This window comes from Shinella yambaruensis, assembly GCF_022899355.1.
GTDB lineage: Bacteria > Pseudomonadota > Alphaproteobacteria > Rhizobiales > Rhizobiaceae > Shinella > Shinella yambaruensis.
This window is the reverse complement of record NZ_JALJCK010000022.1, coordinates 25354-42759: the sequence shown is the minus strand read 5'-3', so window position 1 is coordinate 42759 and position 17406 is coordinate 25354. Positions and strand designations below refer to the sequence as shown.

The window sequence follows — 17406 nt, the reverse complement described above, 5'->3', positions numbered from 1 at the left end:
GTTGCCGGCACCTTCCCGATCGATCGGTCCGAGGGCCCGACGGTCAACGAGTTCAGCATGCGACCGAATGGTTCATCGCGCTCGTCCTCGACTGAACCGGCTTGAATTGCACGGGACAGGGACTACGGTGCCCCAACCTCCATATTTTTGCCAGGGCTTGCCATGTCATCCATCAACGACCGAATCCTCAGCGCCGTCGATCGGCTTTTCGACGATCAGGTTGCGTTCCTGGAAGCGCTGGTCCGGTTCAAATCGCTGCGCAACGAGGAAGCCGCGGCGCAGGATTTCCTCGCGGCAGCGCTGAGGCAACGCGGTTTCGCGGTCGACCGCGTGCGCACGAATGCCTCCCAAATCGGCCGTCACCCGGCATTCTCGCCGGCGACGGTCGACTATGCGGAAAGCTGGAACGTCGTCGGCCGGAAGGCCGGGGCGGGCACCGGCGGCCGCTCGCTCGCTTTCAACTCGCATGTCGACGTGGTGCCGGCGGGAAGCCCCCACCGCTGGACCGCCCCGCCTTTCGAGCCTCGCCGGGATGGCGACTGGCTCTACGGGCGCGGCGCCGGCGACATGAAGGCCGGCCTCGTTGCCTCCATCTTCGCGCTCGACGCCATCGCGGCAGCCGGGTTTTCACTTCGTGGCGACGTTCAGGTGCAGTCCGTCGTGGAGGAGGAAATCACCGGCAATGGCGCGGCGACGCTTTTCGCCGAAGGCTTCACCGCCGATGCGATCGTCAGCCCGGAACCGACCGACGAGCAGCTCGTGCGCGCCAATGCCGGCGTGATCAAGTTCCGGCTCGAGACGAAGGGGCGTCCGGCCCATCCGCGTGAACCGGAATCGGGCCAGAGCGCCATCGACCTGATGATCCGCCTGATCGGGCACTTGAGGCGGCTGGAAGCCGAATGGATCGCCGAGCGGATCGGCAAGTCTCTGTTCGAGGATCTTCCCAACCCCGTCGCCCTGACGATCGGCACGATCACCGGCGGCGACTGGATCGCCTCCATCCCGAGCGATTGCGTCGCAGAGGGCCGGATCGGCTTTTACCCCGGCGAAGACCCGAGGATGCGCACGGCCGAAGTCGAAGCATTCATCGAGCGGATCGCGGCCGAAGATCCGGCTTTCGCCGGAGAAAACCTGGTCACGCTCACATGGGTCGGGGTCGTGCAGGCCGGCTACGAGCTGCCCGAAGGTACCGACGCGGAGACAAGCCTGCGCACCGCGCACGCCGCCGCCCATGCGGGCGCCGACCTCAGGTCCTATGTCATGGCCTGTTACCTGGATGCCACCATTTTCGCCGTGCACGGCAACATCCCGTCACTCGTCTATGGTCCCATCGCGGAAAACATCCACGGCATCGACGAGCGGGTCAGCCTCTCCTCGCTGCGCCGTGTCACCAAGACGCTGGCGCTCTTTGCGGCCGACTGGTGCGGCGTGCAGGAAAGCTGACGACGGTCTCTGGAATTGCCTAGTGCTTCAGAATCTGGCTGAGGAACAGCTTGGTTCGCTCATGTTGCGGATTGCCGAAGAAATCATCCGGCTTGCCCTGTTCGATGATCTGGCCGGCATTCATGAAGATCACCCGGTCGGCCACCGCGCGGGCGAAGGCCATTTCGTGGGTGACGCAGACCATTGTCATGCCCTCGCGGGCAAGGCTCGTCATCGTCTCCAGCACCTCGGACACCATCTCCGGGTCGAGCGCCGAGGTCGGCTCGTCGAACAGCATGACCGCCGGCTGCATGCAGAGCGAACGGGCGATCGCCACGCGCTGCTGCTGGCCGCCGGAGAGCTGCACGGGGTATTTGTTCGCCTGCTCGGGAATGCGGACACGTTCGAGGAACTTCAGCGCGGTCTTGCGGGCCTCCGCTTCCGGCACGCCCTTGATCCACATCGGCCCGACCATGCAGTTCATCAGCACGGTCATGTGCGGGAAGAGATTGAAGTGCTGGAACACCATGCCGACATTCTTGCGCACCTCGGCGACGTCGCGCATCCTGTCGTGCAGCGTGATGCCGTTGACGACGATGTCGCCCTGCTGGTGCGCCTCCAGCCGGTTGAAGCAGCGGATCAGCGTCGATTTGCCGGAGCCGGATGGACCGCAGATGACGATGCGTTCGCCCTTCTCCACCGTCAGGTTCACATCGGTCAGCACGCGGAAGGCGCCGTACCATTTGGAGACGTTGCGGACGTCGATGATCTTCTCGCTCATCGCACTTTGCTCCTGGCGTAGTGGCGTTCGATGCGGGACTGGATGAGTTCGAGGCAGATCGACACGACCCAGTAGAGCATGGCGGCCGAGATCAGCATCTCCATGTGCTGGAAGGTCTTCTGGCCGAGCGTGCGCGCCAGGAACATCAGCTCCCAGACGCCGATGACCGAGACGAGCGAACTGTCCTTCAGCATCGAGATGAATTGGTTGCCCGTCGGCGGAATGATGACGGGCAACGCCTGCGGCAGGATGATCTTGCGCATGGTAAGCCCGAAGCCGAAACCGATGGAGCGCGAGGCCTCCCACTGGCCGCGGTCGATGCTCTGGATGCCCGAGCGGAAGATCTCCGTCATATAGGCGCCGTAGCACAGCGAGAGCGCGAGAATGCCGGCCGGTACTGCATCGATGATGAAACCGAGCTGCGGCAGGCCGAGATAGATGAGATAGACCTGCATCAGAAGCGGCAGGCCGCGGAAGAAGGAGGTGTAGAAGCTGGCGATCGCGTAGGCGAAGCCGTTCGTCGAAAGCTTGGCCACCGCGCCGAGAATGGCGATGATGGAGGCGATCGCAATCGAGATGGCCGAGACGTAGATCGTCGTGAACAGGCCCTGCGTGATCATGAAGGGCAGCTTTTCCGCGATGAACGGCAGGCTGAGATTGAAGGTCGTGAAGAAGGCGAGGAAGAGCAGGAGCAACTCGAACCAGACGATCGTCACCTGCACCCTCAGAGAGGCGAAGCCGATCAGCACGATGTTCAGGCAGAAGAGCACGGCGATGACGAGGCCGATGGCGAACCGGCCGTAGAAGCCGCTTTCGGCCGGCGCGCCGATCACCGGGCGCATCAGCTCGCCCATCGACGTTCCCGTGAGGTCGAAGGCGAGAAAGACGGCGAAGACCAACACGAAAAGGGTGGCGACGAACCAGGGCTTGTGGACGAGGACTTCCGATTCGACGGTATCGGGATACAGCATCTCCGCTCCTTGAAGATTGGTGCGGCCCGCAGGCCGGGCCGCACGCACCGGTGGGATGTTACTGCGTGACCGTGTAGTCGACACCGTACCACTTGACGGAAAGCTTGCTCAGCGTGCCGTCCGCCTGCATGGCCTTGACGGCTTCGGCGATCTTCGCGCTCAGTTCCGCATCGCCATGCTCGACGGCGACCGCCAGCGGCTCGAAGAAGACCGGCTTGCCGAGCTGCTTGATCGGGTATCCGGCCTTTTCGGCGTCGAGGATGCTCGGCAGCGAGGAGACGACGGCGTCGAGGCGCGTGCCGTCGCCCAGGCGCAGGTCGTCGAAGGCGGTCGTCGAATTGGCGTAGGATTTCACCTCGCCCGGCTTGAATTCGTAGGTGAAGGCCGGCGCGCCGGCGGCGTCCAGCGTCAGGTCCTGGTTGGCATAGGCCTCAAAGGTCGATGTCGCCGTCACGCCGACGCGCTTGCCTTCGAGATCGGCGAGCTTTTCGGCCTTGCTGTCCTTGTGCACGGCGACGGCCGCGGGCGTGTAATAGTAGACGGCGGGGAAGTCGAAGAGCGCCGCGCGCGCCTTGGTGGGCGTCATCGAGCCGACATGCATGTCCCAGCGGCCCTGCCACTTGCCGGCGGTGATGATGTCCCAGCCCGGCGTCACGAACTCGACGGAAACGCCGAGATGTTTGCCGATCTCCTTGGCGACGTCGATATCGAAACCGTCCATCTCGTTGTTGTCGTTGACGAAGGACTGCGGCGCCCAGTTGGCGTCGGTCGCGACCTTCAGGTTCTTGGCCGCGAGCACGCGGTCGAGCACTTCGCCGGCCTGCGCCGGCGCGGCCGCCAGCGAGAGGGCGAGAGAGGCGGTGAGCGCCGCAAATATCGTGGTTCTGATCATGCCTTTGTTCCCTCTGTCCGTTGTCGTTTCCTTGACGGCGCAGGTTCCTCTCCCCGCCGTTGTGTGCCATTTTGAGGCCCGTCGCCTCCTGCGTCTTCCGGCGTTCCCAAGCAGCATGCGCCGCAAGGCTCCGCCGAAATGACGGAAATCAAATCGCGCCCTCCCCCGCCATCTCGGCGCGGACCGCGCGGGCGACGCGAAAGGCCTCCACGCCGGCCGGCACACCGCAATAGACCGCGATCTGGACAAGCGCCGCCTGAAGCTCCCTGTCCGTCAGGCCGTTGCGGACCGCGCCGCGGAAATGCAGGCCGAATTCATGCATGCGGTTGCTTGCCGCCAGCATGCCGAGGTTGAGAAGGCTGCGCTGCCTGAGGTCCAGACCGTCATCCGTCCAGGCCATGCCCCAGCAATATTCATTGAGCATATCCTGCAAGGGCTTCGAAAAGGCGTCTGCCGCGCCCATCGCGCGGTCGACATAGTCCTCGCCGAGCACATGCCGGCGCACGCCCTCGCCCTTTTTCCGCAAAGCCTCATCCATGGGCCGCCTCCGTACCTGTCAGGAAATCGCCCATGGCATCGGCGACGACGTCGGGCGCTTCGATGAGGATGGAATGGCGCAGGCCCGGAAAGAGGACGAGCCGCGATCCCGGGATGCGCTCGTGCATGTAGCGGGCCATGCGCGGGTTTGAGCCGACATCATCCTCGCCGGTGGCGATCAGCGTCGGGCAGCGGATCTGGTCGAGAAAACCGCCAAAATCCGTTTCGGCCAAGACCCGATAGGCCGATGCGTAGCAGTCGGGGTCGTTTTCCGCATCGCGCGCTCTGAGCCAGGTGATGACGTCGGGGTTCTTCTCCTGAAACGCCTCCGTAAGCCAGCGCGAGAGCGAGGCATTGTGATGATCGGCCGGGGTTCCCGCCTGAAGCGCGGCGAGCCGGGACAGCACCTGCTCGCGCTCTTGCGGCGTGCGGCCAGCGACGGTGGAGAGGAGCACGAGCCGGCGCAGACGCGGAAGACGGGTCAGCGCGAGGCGCTGGGCGATCAGGCCGCCGAGCGAAAAGCCGGCGAGGTTGAAGGTCGAAAACCCGACCTTGTCGGCGAGCGCCAGCGTCTCGGTCACGAAATCGTCGATCTCGTAGCGGCCCTTGACGCGGCTCGACTTGCCGTGCCCCCGGAGGTCGAAGGTGAGGATGGTGAAGCGGTCCTTCAACCGCTCCACAACGCCCGACCAGGCCTCCAGATAGGAGCCGACCCCGTGGATGCAGACGAGCGGCTCGCCGCCATCGCCGTCGATGCGATAGTTGAGCGTGACTTCGCCGACCTTGTGCTCTTGCGTGTCGTCCATGATCAGTGTCCCACGGCGGCCCGTTTGCGCTCGCTCTCGCGCGCGGCGAAGACGGGCATGACTTCCTTGACGAAGAGCTCGATCGAACGCTTCTGCAATTCGAAGGGCAGGTTGAAGGTCAGGCCGAGACAATACTGGTCGACGCCCGCGGCTTCATAGACCATCAGCTTTTCGATCACCTCGTCCGGCGTGCCGAACATCAGGTTCATGCGGATATTGTCCGGATTGTAGTTCTCCTTGCCCTTCACCGCTTCGTAGGGCACGGCCTCGGGAAAACCGTCCTTCACGGTGCCGATGTTCTGCATCAGGTTCTCGAAGGCGCGGCCGTAGTCCATGCTGTGCCGCACGGCCCGCTCCCAGCCGTCCGGCCGGTCGTAGACGCAGGTGCGGCGCTGCATCATGAAACGCGGACGCGGGACTTCCGGATGGTCGGCCACGGCCTTCTCGAACTTGTCGGCAAGCACCTGGATTTCCGCGGCTGGGGCGGAAAGCGGCGTCGAGAGGATGGAGGCGCCGTTGGCGATCGCCCAGTCGAACGTGCCGGGATCGCGCGCGGCGACCCAGATGCGCGGATGCGGCGCCTGCAGCGGCTTCGGCACGGCGGCGGTGACCGGGAACTTCCAGTAATGGCCCTCATGGGCATAGTCGCCGGCCCACAGCTTCTTCACCGCGGGCACCAGCTCCTTCATGTAGGCCACGCCCTCCTGCTGCGGCATGCCGCCGGCCATGCGGTCGAACTCGTACTGATAGGAACCGCGGGCGATGCCGAATTCGAGGCGGCCGTTCGTCAGGTGGTCGCAGAGCGCCGATTCGCCGGCAAGCCGGATCGGGTTCCAGTAGGGCGCGACGAGCGTCGAGGTGCCCAGCCGGATGTTCTCGGTATGCTGCGCCAGCCAGACGAGCGTCTGGAACGGGTTCGGCGAGATGGTGCATTCGAGCGTGTGGTGCTCGGCCGTCCAGAGCATCTCGAAACCGCCCTCATCCGCCATGCGGGCCAGCGTCAGCAGATTGTTCTTCACCGTGGCCATCGGCACCTCGGGCGAAAAACGTTCCATCGTGAGCGAGACTGCGAACTTCATGGGATTCTGCCTTTCGATGCTTGTTATTTGAGGCGGATGACGAAGGGGTCCTGCATGGCGCCGGAATAGTCGATGATGACGTTCTTCAGCCGCGAGAACTCGTACATGACCTCGAAGCCGCCACGCCGGCCGTAGCCGCTTTCCTTGAAGCCGCCGTTCGCGGACATGAAGGAGGCGGAACGGTAGGTGTTGATCCAGACTGTGCCCGCATCGATGCGGCTAGCGAAGCGCAGCGCCCGGTCGATGTCCTTCGTCCAGATGCCGGAGGCGAGGCCGTAGCGCGTGTCGTTGGCGAGCTCGATCATTTCCTCCTCGTTACGGAAGGGCATGACGCCCACGACCGGCCCGAAGAGTTCGTCGCGCATGAAGGCCATGTCGTTCCCGGCATCCACCATGACGGTCGGCTCGAAATACCAGCCGCCCGGCGCAAGCTCCGCCTGCTGCGGCCGGCCGCCGCCGACGGCGACCTTCGCGCCTTCCTTGACGCCCGAGGCGACGTAGGATTCCACCTTGGAAAGCTGGTCGGCGAGTGCCAGCGGGCCGATATCGGTGTCGTCGACGGTCGGCAGGCCGACGCGGATGCGCCGGGTCCGCGCCACGAGCGCCTCGATGAACCGATCATAGACACCGGCCTCGATGAAGCAGCGCGAGCCGGCCACGCAGGTCTGGCCCGCGGCGGCAAAGACGCCGGAGACGACGCCGTTCACCGCATGCTCGATATCGACATCGCCGAAGACGACATGGGGCGACTTGCCGCCAAGCTCCATCGAGCAGGGCACGAGGTTTTCAGCGGCATTGCCGGCGATGCGGCGGCCGGTCGCGGTACTGCCGGTGAAGACGTATTTGGCGACGCCGGGATGACGCGTCAGCGCCTCGCCGGCGCTACCGCCAGTACCGGTCACCACGTTGACGACGCCGGCCGGGAAGCCCGCTTCATGGATGAGTTCGGCGAGCGCCAGCGTCGAGGCCGTGGCATGCTCGGAAGGCTTGATGACGACGGTGTTGCCGATGGCAAGGCACGGCGCGAGCGTGCCGGTGAGCAGCATCAGCGGCGAATTCCACGGCGTGATCATGCCGACCACGCCGAGCGGTTCACGCAGGTTGAGGTTCAGCGTGTCGAGCCGGTTGATCGGGATCGTGTCGCCCTGCAGCTTGTCGGCCATGCCGGCGAAATAGTGGTAGCTGTCCGGCATGGCGCGCATCTGGGCGCGGGTCTCTTTCAGGAGCTTGCCGTTGTCGCGCGTCTCGATCTCGGCGAGCGCATCGGCATTGGCGCGGACCAATTCGGCGAGGCGGCGGACCAGCGCACCGCGATCGGTCTGCGTCATGCGGCGCCAGGCGGGATCGCGAAACGCGGCGGTGGCCGCACCGACGGCGGCCTCGACATCATCGGCGTCGGCCTCGGCGAATTCGTACCAGGGCTCGCCGGTCGTCGGATCGAAGCTCCGGATGTAGGCGCCGTTCTTCGGCGCGACGAACTCGCCGCCGATAAACAGCTGCTGGCGGGAACCTTCGATGGTGCTGACGGTCGTCTTCATGTCATTGTCCTTGGTCTTGGGAGGCCTGGAGCCAGGCGCGGGCTTGCCCGTCGATCATCGCGACGCGGCCGCCGTCGTGGGAATCCATGTAGATGCCGAAGCGGCCCGCCTGCCGTTCGCGCACATAGCGGCGCAGCATGGAGCGCAGTTCGTGGGTCGCGATCGCCGCGTAGGGCAGATCGTCGATCGGGAAGAAGCGAAGGCTTTCCGGGAGGCCGATCTCCGCCCCCTCGCCCGCCAGCCGGGCGCGGTAGACGAGATAGCCGGGATCGCTGTCGGCGACGTCGAAGACGGAATAGAGGAAGGTCTCCTCCGGCACGAGGCGGAGCGCGTCGCCGCCATCCACCACGAGTTCGCTGTCGGCCTTGCGGCGGCGCGCGGAGGGCAGGACCCAGCCGCCCTTGCCGTCCGCCCGCAGCAGCAGGCCGTCGCAGGCCTCGATGAGATAGCCGATGATCATGCCGTGCGAGGCGAGCCAGCCCGTCGGCAGCGGATCCTTCACGCTGGCATAGCGTCCGCGGCAGAAACCGAGCGGGGCCGTCGGGCTGGTGCCGAAAGCCCGCACCCGGCCGATCAGGATCACATGATCGCCCGCGTCGACGGCGTTGTGCAGGCTGCAGTCGAACCAGGTGAGGCTGTCCGTCAGCACCGGCGCGCCGGTATGCGCCCGGTCGTGATTGACCGACAGGAACTTGTCCGGCGCCTTGGAAGCGAAGGTGGCCGACACATCAACCTGGCCTTCATGCAGGATGTTGACCGCGAAACAGTCCGCCGCGATGAAGGCCGCATAGCTGGAAGCGGACTTGGCGACGCAGACCAGCAGCAGCGGCGGATCGAGCGAGACGGAGGTGAAGGAATTGGCCGTCATGCCGCGTGGTGTGCCGTCGGCTTCAAGCGTGGTGATGACCGTGACGCCGGTGACGAAGGTGCCGAAGGCCCGACGCAGCGCGACGGGATCGATCGGTGCGTCCAGTGCTGCCGCCTCTTTCACCATGCCCTCGTTCTCCTCCGCGGTTTGTTGGGAGGAAGCTAGCCGGGGCGGACCGGCGCTTCTTCCTGCCGGGCGGAGGAGATGGCAAAAGAGTTCTGCTACGGTTCGTAGGAGATCCGAACGGACCGATCAGCGCTCGCCGAGAGCATGATTGTCGATGACGCTGTGAAGGCGGAGGGCGAGCTCGACGGCAAAGCGCCGTTCCGGCGTTTCTACGTCGATGCCGAAAAGCTCCTGGATGCGCGCCAGCCTGTAGCGCAGCGTCGTTACGTGCAGGCCAAGACGATCGGCACAGGCCTGGCTGCGGCAGCCCTCCTCCAGATAGGCGGAAAGCGTTTCGAGGTAGGGCGTTCCGTTTTCACGATCATGTTCGGCAATCGCGCCGATGCTGGCACGCACGAAATTGCGGACGTCGCCGACATCGGCGGCCGAAACGAGCATGGGCAGGGGCCCGAAATCCTGCGTCGACAGCGCGCCCGTCAGCCCGAAGGAACGGCCGATGCGGATCATCCGATTGCACCGTTCCCAGGCCATGGCGTAATCGTCAAGACCGATGCAGCGGCTTCCGGCAACGACGATCGGCGCCTCGCCGAGATAGCGGCTGAGGTCGTCGGCGATACGCCGCATGAGTTTCGTCGAGCGCTCCTGCCGGGGCGAGTCTTCATACGGCATCAGGCATACGAGCCCGCCATCGATTGCCACCAGCACGGCCTCGATAGAGGCCTGCTGCAGGACGCGCGACAATGTATGCTCCACGTCGATCGAGCCGCCGCCCAAGGCCTTGGCGCGCTCGGGAAAATCGACGACGATCATCTGCTGTGCGAGCGACAGATCGAGGCCGAGCCGGGCGGCGCGCTGGCCAATATCGGCTGCATCACGCCAGCGCCGCTCCACGATCTCGAAGAAGAGCTCGCTTTGCGTGCGTGTCTCAAAGCGGAAGCGCAAGAAGCTGCGCATCATCTGGACGCTGAGCGCGTATTTCGCGCTGTCGAGCATGAGCTGGTCCAGTTCGCCTTCGGCCGCCGCGGAGGGAAAGATGACGAGCGCGCCGACCTGTTGGCGATCCACCGTCAAGGGCTCCACGCGGGCAAAGACACGCAAACGCCGCGCGCCGTCCTCAAGAAAGATCGGCGCCGCAGCGGTGCTGCCGCGCTCCACCGCATCGCGCGCCGCCCGCATCAGCGCGCGCGCGAAAACCGTCGGCGCGGCCGATTGCCAGGCCGCATCGTCGGCGTCCGCCAGGGGCGAGCGTCCCGCGATGAGCTGATTGACCGTGAAGTCCACGACGACCAGCGGATTGGGCAGCAGCCGTCCAACCATTGCAGCGAGCGAGGAGACGGAACCGTCGCTGAGCACATGCTCCAGCAACGAGGTATGGGCCGCAAGCGCCCGATCGAGCCGCTCCGACGCGCTTTTCTCCGCCGCGAGCCGATGCTGCTTTTCCACCGCGATCGCGCCGAGATGCAGGATGGTGCCGAGGAAGGCCAGATCATCCTCTGTCACGTCGGTCACGGTGCGCGCAATAACGCTCAGCACCATCGGGCGGCCCTCGGCATCGGCACAGTCCATCGGCATGACGAGGACGGTGCGATAGTCCCGCTCGAAAGCCTCCTTGCGATAGCCCGGGAACTCGGTGCTTTCACGCGCGTCGCGGATATAGACAGGCTCATTGCGCTGAAGCGCGATCAACGACGGGCTGGTGGCAAGCTCCCAGCGATCGGGCAGGTCCCGCTGGATGAGCGTCGGATCGTGACGGACGATGACATGGGCATAACCATGCGCGGCATCGATGCCCATGATCGAGCCGAGTGCCCAGTTGGCGTGCCGGCAGGCGGCCGCGACGAGGTGCTGCAACACGGTCGCAAGGTCGCCGCCGCTGTTGATCTGGCTCGCCACGTCGCGCAGCGAGAGTATGCGAGATTTCTGATCCAACGCGCCACGCACTCCCGTCGTTCGGACCCGGATAATGCGATGCACCGCGGCTTAAATCTACTCGTTTTCATAGGAGGTGTTCGCCCCTGCCTCCTCCGAAAAATAGGAAGACCCCGCGCCGTCGCGCGCTAGGTTGAGGAGACATTCAATAGATGGTGGAAACGACATGGCGCTCGGCATTCGAAAGATCTGCACGTTCCTGGAAGAAACCCATGTCGAAGGCGGCAAAGCGACGCCGCGGCCCGTCAGGATCGTCGTCGTGGCCGCCATCATCGAGAACCCATGGGCTGGCAAGGGCTTCGTGGAAAACCTGCGGCCGCAGATCGTCCGCATCGCCGGGCCGCTCAGCGAGGAAATGACGCGCCGGCTGCTCGCGCAGATGCCGGCCGAGCAGATCGAGGCTTGCGGCAAGGCGGCCGCCGTGGGCATCAACGGCGAGATCGAGCATGCCTCGGCGATGATCCACACCCTGCGCTTCGGCAATCCTTTCCGCAACGCGATCGGCGGCACGAACTATCTCGAATTCGCCAATACACGCAACGCGCCCGGCGCGCTGCTCTCGCTGCCGATGATGCACAAGAGCGAGACCGGCAAGCGGTCCCACTTCCTCACCGCCAATTTCCAGATCGCCGACGCGCCGCACCCGGACGAGATCGTCGTCTCCATCGCGGCCGCCGACGGCGGGCGCCCTCATGCGCGCATCGCCGACCGGTTCCAGGACATGGCGGAAATGGAGGATGCCGCCGCTACCTGACGCTTCCTTGCTTTGCGTTCCCTCGTCCTTTCGAAGAGCAGCCTTCCGGCTGGGGGCAGGATTCAGGCAAAGGCGTGGGCGGAGGCCGTGTCGAAGGTCAGCCAGGCCTTTTCGCCGCGCGCAAGGCTCGAAATCGCCTCGTGGCCGAACGGCAGGCGCACCGAAAGATCGGCACCGGCGGACGTCGCGGTGCTGACCTCGACATTGTTGCCGAGGAAGGTGATATCCCGCACCGTCACGGCAATGCCCGAGGGGACCGAGGCGCGCGACAGCGACAGGCGTTCCGGGCGCAGCATCAGCGATGCCTTGCCGCTTGCCGTCGACGCCCCGTGCAACGGCACATCTTCGACGACGGCGCCATCGCCCAGCGAAAGCTTCGCCTTGCCGGCATGGCTCGCCACGACGGTCGCATCGAGAAAATTGCTGTCGCCGATGAAGCCCGCAACGAAGCGGGTCGCCGGGTTGGAATAGAGTTCGGGGCCTGTGCCGATCTGGTCGATCTCGCCCTGGCTGAAGACCGCGATGCGGTCGGACAGGCGCAACGCCTCCTCCTGGTCATGCGTGACATAGAGGATGGTAACGCCCGTCTCCTGGTGGATGCGGCGGATTTCGAACTGGATCTCCTCGCGCAGCTTCTTGTCGAGCGCCGAGAGCGGCTCGTCCATCAGCAGCACCGGCGGATTGTAGACGAGCGCGCGGGCGAGTGCGACGCGCTGCTGCTGGCCGCCGGACATATTGGCCGGCATGCGATCCTCGAACCCCTCCAGGCGCACCAGCTTCAGGGCAGCCTTCACGCGCTCGGCGATCTCGGCCTGCGGGCGGCGGCGGATGCGCAACGGGAATGCGACGTTCTCGCCGACGGACAGATGCGGGAAGAGCGTATAACGCTGGAACACCATGCCGATGTTGCGCTTGTGCGACGGCGTCGACAAGAGGCTCCGGCCCTTCAGCAGGATGTCGCCGTCCGTCGGATCCTGGAAGCCGGCGAGGATATAGAGGGTCGTCGACTTGCCGGACCCCGAAGGGCCGAGGAAGGTCATGAACTCGCCCTCGGCAATGTCCATGCCGACGCTCTTGACGGCCGTGACCGTGCCGTAGGTCTTGCGGATGCCGCGGATGCTGAGGAAGGGTTGGGTCATGCTTTTCGTCCCTTGCGGAAGAGTGCTGCGACGATCATCAGGAGGATCGTGAAGGCAATGAGCAATGTGGAGGCGGCGGCGATCACCGGCGTCAGGTCCTGCCGGAGCGTGGACCAGATCTTCACCGGCAGCGTCTGCAGGGTAGGGCTGGCCATGAAGATCGCCAGCACCACCTCGTCCCAGGAGGCGAGGAAGGAGAAGACGGCAGCGCCGAAGATGCCGTGGCTGACGGCCGGCACCGTCACGCGCAGCCGCGCCTCCCACGGGCTCGCCCCGCACAGGATGGCCGCGTCCTCGACCGAGCGGTCGAAGCCTTCCAGTGCATTGCCGATCGAGATGATCGAGAAGGGCAGCGCGATCAGGAGGTGGGCGATGATGAAGGCAAGCGTCGTGCCGGCAAGGCCGAGCTTCAGGAAGAGCGCATAAAGCGCCACCGCCAGCACCACGACGGGCAGGATCATCGGCGTGAGGAACAGCGCCCGCAGGAAATCCCGGCCGGGAAAGCGGCCACGATTGAGGCCGAGGGCGGCAAGGAAGCCGATCACCACGGACAGCACCGTGACGATGGCCGCGATCTTCAGGCTCGTCAGCGCCGAATAGAGCCAGCGCGGATCGGCGAAAAGATCCTGATACCATCTGAAGGTCCAGGAGGGCGGCGGGAAGATCAGCCATTGCGAGGAGCCGAACGAGAGCGCGGCGATGAAGACGATGGGCAGGATCAGGAAGAGGCAGACCAGCGCGACGAGGGCGATGAGGGCGGTGCGCAGCCCGCCGAGCTTGTCGAAGTCGAGCAGCATGTCACGTCCCCCGGGCCGGATTGAAATAACGCAGCTGGACCGCGTAGAGCGCGAGGGTGACGACGAGCAGCACCAATGCGGCCGCGCCTCCCATGCCCCAGTTCACCAGCGACTGCACGAACTGCGCGACGAGCTCGGCGAGCATCATGTTGGCGGTGCCGCCGAGGAGGGCGGGCGTCACGAAATAGCCGAGCGACATGACGAAGACCATCAGCGCGCCGGCGGCGATGCCCGGCAGCGACAGCGGCAGCAGCACGCGCCAGAAGCATTGCAGCCGGCCGGCGCCGCACAGCGCCGCGGCGCGCAGGATCGCCGGATCGATGGCACGGATCACGCCCATCAGCGGCAGGATGACGAAGGGCAGCATGATATAGGTCATGCCGATGGTGACGCCGACGAGATTGTTGACGAGCGCCAGCGGCTGGTCGATGAGGCCAAGGCCCATCAGCGTCTTGTTGACGACGCCGGTACGCTGCAGCAGCACCATCCAGGCATAGGTGCGGGCAAGCAGGTTCGTCCACATCGACAGGATGATGATGGCCAGCACGATGCGCGACCACCGTTCCGGCATGATGGCGAGCAGCCAGGCGACCGGATAGCCGATGACGATCGAGACCAACGTTACGACGCCGGCCACCATGAACGTGTTCAGGAAGACGCGCAGATAGGTCGTCGAGCCGAGGAGAACCGCATAGTTCTGCAAACCGGGCTCCGGCTCCAGCACGCTGCGCACGAGCAGCATGAGCACGGGCACGATGAAGAAGAAGGCAATGAGCAGCAAGGCCGGCAGGAGATAGCCGAACGTGCCCTCGCGCTTCGTTTTGACGGCGCCTGTCGCTACCGTAACAGCCATGATCGATCATCCAGTGGATTGGGAAGCGGGCCGGCAGCTGCCGGCCCGCCATCGTCTCGGGAGATGGCCTTACTTCGCCTGCCAGGCGTACCAGCGGGTGCCGATCTCGTCGCGATGCTCGGCCCAGTAGCCCATGTCGGCGTTGACCTGGGTATCCGCCTGCATGTCCGGCAGCGAGCTGCGCAGTTCCGCGTCCATCAGGGTGCTGGCATCGAGGTTGATCGGCGCATAGCCGGTCGCGGTGGCGAACTGCGCCTGGGCCTGATCGCTGGTGGCCTGCGCGATGAACTTCATCGCCGCATCCTTGTTCTTCGCGCCCTTCGGGACGACCAGGGAATCGGCTGCCGTGATGTTGTTCGTCCAGGACGTCTCGACGGTGACGCCGGTTTCGGCGAGTGCCGTCAGGCGGCCGTTCCAGAACGAGCCGAACGGCGCCTCGGCGGAGGCGAGAAGCTGCTGCGACTGGGCGCCGCTGTCCCACCAGACGATATCCGCCTTGATCGTGTCGAGCTTCCTGAAGGCGCGGTCGAGATCGAGCGGATAGAGCTTGTCGGCGGCAACGCCGTCGGCCAGCAGCGCCGCCTCGATCACGCCCGGCGCGGACCACTTGTAGAAGGTGCGCTTGCCGGGAAACTTCTGGGTGTCGAACAGATCCGCCCAAGTCTTCGGGCAGGCCTCGACCGCGTCCTTGTTGCAGCCGATCACGAAGGAATAGTAGAAGCTGCCGACGGAATAGTCCGTCACGAAGCGCGGATCGAGCTTGGTCTTGTCGATGACGGAGAAGTCGAGCTTTTCGAGAAGGCCCGCATTGCCGGCCTGGACCGCGTAGTCGCCCTCGACGTCCACGACGTCCCAGGTCACGTTGCCGGCTTCCACCATGGCCTTGATCTTGCCGTAGTCGGTCGGGCCGTCCTGCGTGACGGCGATGTTGCTCTCCGCGGTGAAGGCATCGGCCCAGTAGGTCTTCTGGGCGTCCTGCGTGGTCCCGCCCCAGCTCGTGAAGACCAGGTCCTCAGCCGCGGCGTTTCCCGCAAGCAAGAGCGTCGTCGAAAGAAGCGCGATTACCAGTCTGCTTTTCATGTTTCCATCCTCCCGGTTCGGTTGATATCGTCGTCAGGCCGGCGCGCTGCCGCCAAGCGGCGAAAAGGCGGCCGGTGTCATGATCTTGTTGTCCGCGGTGACGATCAGGTCGCGGATCTTCGGCAGGAAGGCCTGCCAGTCCGGATCGGCGGCAAGGCGCGCGCGGCGCGCCTGCCGGTCGTCCAGGCTCGCAAAGCTCCAGATGTGGACGATCTCGTTGACCGGTCCGATCTCCGAGGAGAAATAACCGACGAGATTGCCGAGATGCTTCTTCTGGATCGCGATGCCGGTTTCGCCGACCACCTTGAGGTATTCGGGAATGCCGCCGTTCTTCAGCCTGTAGGTGCGGATTTCGACAAACATCGCCGTCACCGCATCACGAAGGGATCGGGGATCGGATCGTCGGACGTCCGGAGCCACACGGTTTTCGTCTTCGTATAGTCGAGCGCGGCGGCAAGCCCGCCCTCGCGCCCCTGCCCCGACTGGCCATATCCGCCGAAGGGCGCGATCGGCGAGACCGCGCGATAGGTGTTCACCCAGACGATGCCGGCGCGGATGCGCTTGATCATGCGGTGGGCGCGGGCAAGGTCGCGCGTGAACACGCCGGAGGCGAGCCCGTAGGGCGTGGCGTTCGCAAGCCGCACAGCCTCCTCCTCGCTCGTGAAGGAAAGCACGGAAAGCACCGGCCCGAAGAGCTCGGTTTCCACCGAGGCGGCGGAGACGCCGTCGCAGTCGAGGATGGTGGGGACATAGTAGAAGCCGCCGCCTTCTCCTGCCCGGCCGCCGGTCACAAGTTTCGCACCCGCCTCCAGCGAGACGGCGACGACCGCCGCAATATGGTCGCGCTGCCGGCGCGTGCAGAGCGGCCCGACTTCCGTCGCCATGTCGAGCGGCGCGCCGATGCGGATGGCTTCCGCCTTCGCCTTCAGGATGGCGAGGAACCGGTCCTTCACCGAAGCCTCGACGATGAGGCGCGAACCGGCAACGCAGCTCTGGCCCGTCGCGGCAAAAATCCCCGCGACCTGCGCGTTGGCCGCGCTGTCGAGATCCGCATCGGCAAAGACGATGAAGGGCGACTTGCCGCCGAGTTCGAGCGAGGTCGTGGCAAGGTTTTCCGCGGAATTGCGCACCACGGCCGCCGCCGTCGCCGGACCGCCGGTGAAGGCGATGTGATCGACGCCGGGGTGACGGGTCAGCGCGCTGCCGCAGGCCGGGCCGAAGCCCGTCAGGATATTGACGACACCCGCCGGAAAGCCCGCCTCGTGCACGAGCCGCGCGAATTCGAGAAGCGGCGCGGGGGCCTCCTCCGAGGCCTTGACGACCAGCGTACAGCCGGCGGCGAGGGCCGGGCCGATCTTGACGGCCGAGAGGAAAAGCTGGCTGTTCCACGGCACGACCGCCGCCACGACGCCGATCGGCTCGCGCCGCGTCCAGACATCCATGTCCGCCTTGTCGATGGCAAGCGTCGCGCCCTCGATCTTGTCGGCAAGGCCGGCATAATAGCGGTAGTAATCCGCGACATAGGCGATCTGCGCGGAGGTCTCGCGGATGATCTTGCCGGTGTCGCGGGTCTCCAGTTCGGCGAGCGTCCTGGCATTGGCCTCGACGAGATCGGCAAGCCGGTAGAGCAGCTTGCCGCGGGCCGTCGCGGTCATGGCCGGCCAGGCGCCGTTCCAGAGTGCGCGCTGCGCGGCCTTCACGGCACGATCGACATCGTCTTCGCGCGCTTCGGGCATCGCCGCCCAGACCGAACCGGTTGCCGGATCGATCGAGTCGAACCGCGCCGCGCCGTCTTCGAAGGTTCCGTCTATATATTGCTGGAAGCTCTGCATGG

Annotated in this window: 17 protein-coding genes; 2 read left to right on the top strand and 15 right to left on the bottom strand. The window is 65.3% G+C overall.

Going from position 1 to position 17406, the window contains the following annotated elements; genetic code table 11:
* The first annotated feature begins 162 nt into the window (after positions 1-162).
* On the top strand, positions 163-1443 hold the full coding sequence (locus tag MUU56_RS30970; RefSeq protein WP_245082543.1) for an ArgE/DapE family deacylase: 1281 nt from the start codon (positions 163-165) through the stop codon (positions 1441-1443).
* Positions 1444-1462: 19 nt separating this feature from the next.
* On the opposite strand, the gene MUU56_RS30965 is transcribed toward MUU56_RS30970, so the two are convergent.
* The 9 genes from MUU56_RS30965 to MUU56_RS30925 form a co-directional block, all read right to left on the bottom strand.
* Positions 1463-2203, bottom strand: coding sequence for an amino acid ABC transporter ATP-binding protein (locus MUU56_RS30965; protein WP_272807993.1), 741 nt, complete (start codon positions 2201-2203; stop codon positions 1463-1465).
* Positions 2200-3174, bottom strand: coding sequence for an amino acid ABC transporter permease (locus MUU56_RS30960; protein ID WP_245082540.1), 975 nt, complete (start codon positions 3172-3174; stop codon positions 2200-2202). The genes MUU56_RS30965 and MUU56_RS30960 overlap by 4 nt, the downstream gene beginning before the upstream one ends.
* Positions 3175-3232: 58 nt before the next feature.
* A complete protein-coding gene (locus MUU56_RS30955) occupies positions 3233-4066 on the bottom strand; it encodes a transporter substrate-binding domain-containing protein (RefSeq protein WP_245082537.1) in 834 nt (277 codons plus the stop codon).
* A 148-nt stretch (positions 4067-4214) separates the two neighbouring features.
* A complete protein-coding gene (locus MUU56_RS30950) occupies positions 4215-4604 on the bottom strand; it encodes a carboxymuconolactone decarboxylase family protein (protein ID WP_245082534.1) in 390 nt (129 codons plus the stop codon).
* A complete protein-coding gene (locus tag MUU56_RS30945; protein ID WP_245082530.1) occupies positions 4597-5409 on the bottom strand; it encodes an alpha/beta fold hydrolase in 813 nt (270 codons plus the stop codon). The genes MUU56_RS30950 and MUU56_RS30945 overlap by 8 nt, the downstream gene beginning before the upstream one ends.
* A 2-nt stretch (positions 5410-5411) precedes the next feature.
* Positions 5412-6488 (bottom strand): LLM class flavin-dependent oxidoreductase, encoded by a 1077-nt coding sequence (locus MUU56_RS30940; RefSeq protein ID WP_245082525.1) that lies wholly within the window; start codon positions 6486-6488, stop codon positions 5412-5414.
* 23 nt (positions 6489-6511) lie between these two features.
* The gene (locus MUU56_RS30935; RefSeq protein ID WP_245082523.1) at positions 6512-8026 is read right to left on the bottom strand and encodes an aldehyde dehydrogenase; all 1515 of its coding nucleotides are present in this window, start codon (positions 8024-8026) and stop codon (positions 6512-6514) included.
* Between the two features lies 1 nt (position 8027).
* The gene (locus MUU56_RS30930) at positions 8028-9020 is read right to left on the bottom strand and encodes a flavin reductase (protein ID WP_245082521.1); all 993 of its coding nucleotides are present in this window, start codon (positions 9018-9020) and stop codon (positions 8028-8030) included.
* 126 nt (positions 9021-9146) lie between these two features.
* Entirely contained in the window at positions 9147-10949 is a 1803-nt protein-coding gene (locus MUU56_RS30925; protein WP_245082519.1) for a helix-turn-helix domain-containing protein, read from the bottom strand.
* 166 nt (positions 10950-11115) lie between these two features.
* On the opposite strand from MUU56_RS30925, the gene MUU56_RS30920 reads away from it, so the two are divergent.
* Entirely contained in the window at positions 11116-11703 is a 588-nt protein-coding gene (locus MUU56_RS30920) for an amino acid synthesis family protein (RefSeq protein ID WP_245082517.1), read from the top strand.
* Between the two features lie 62 nt (positions 11704-11765).
* Here the strand turns inward: MUU56_RS30920 and MUU56_RS30915 are convergent, their stop codons facing one another.
* The 6 genes from MUU56_RS30915 to MUU56_RS30890 all read right to left on the bottom strand — a co-directional run bounded on the left by MUU56_RS30915 (position 11766) and on the right by MUU56_RS30890 (position 17404).
* The gene (locus MUU56_RS30915; protein WP_245082515.1) at positions 11766-12842 is read right to left on the bottom strand and encodes an ABC transporter ATP-binding protein; all 1077 of its coding nucleotides are present in this window, start codon (positions 12840-12842) and stop codon (positions 11766-11768) included.
* Positions 12839-13639 carry an ABC transporter permease gene (locus MUU56_RS30910; RefSeq protein ID WP_245082513.1) on the bottom strand — a complete coding sequence of 267 codons (801 nt, stop codon included), beginning with the start codon at positions 13637-13639 and terminating at the stop codon, positions 12839-12841. Before MUU56_RS30910 ends, MUU56_RS30915 begins: the two co-directional genes overlap by 4 nt.
* A gap of 1 nt (position 13640) precedes the next feature.
* The gene (locus MUU56_RS30905) at positions 13641-14492 is read right to left on the bottom strand and encodes an ABC transporter permease (RefSeq protein ID WP_245082511.1); all 852 of its coding nucleotides are present in this window, start codon (positions 14490-14492) and stop codon (positions 13641-13643) included.
* Between the two features lie 69 nt (positions 14493-14561).
* On the bottom strand, positions 14562-15572 hold the full coding sequence (locus tag MUU56_RS30900; RefSeq protein WP_245082509.1) for an ABC transporter substrate-binding protein: 1011 nt from the start codon (positions 15570-15572) through the stop codon (positions 14562-14564).
* A gap of 33 nt (positions 15573-15605) precedes the next feature.
* Positions 15606-15935, bottom strand: a complete 330-nt coding sequence (locus MUU56_RS30895; protein WP_245082507.1) for an NIPSNAP family protein — start codon at positions 15933-15935, stop codon at positions 15606-15608.
* A 5-nt stretch (positions 15936-15940) separates the two neighbouring features.
* Positions 15941-17404, bottom strand: coding sequence for an aldehyde dehydrogenase (locus MUU56_RS30890; RefSeq protein ID WP_245082505.1), 1464 nt, complete (start codon positions 17402-17404; stop codon positions 15941-15943).
* Between the last annotated feature and the right edge of the window lie 2 nt (positions 17405-17406).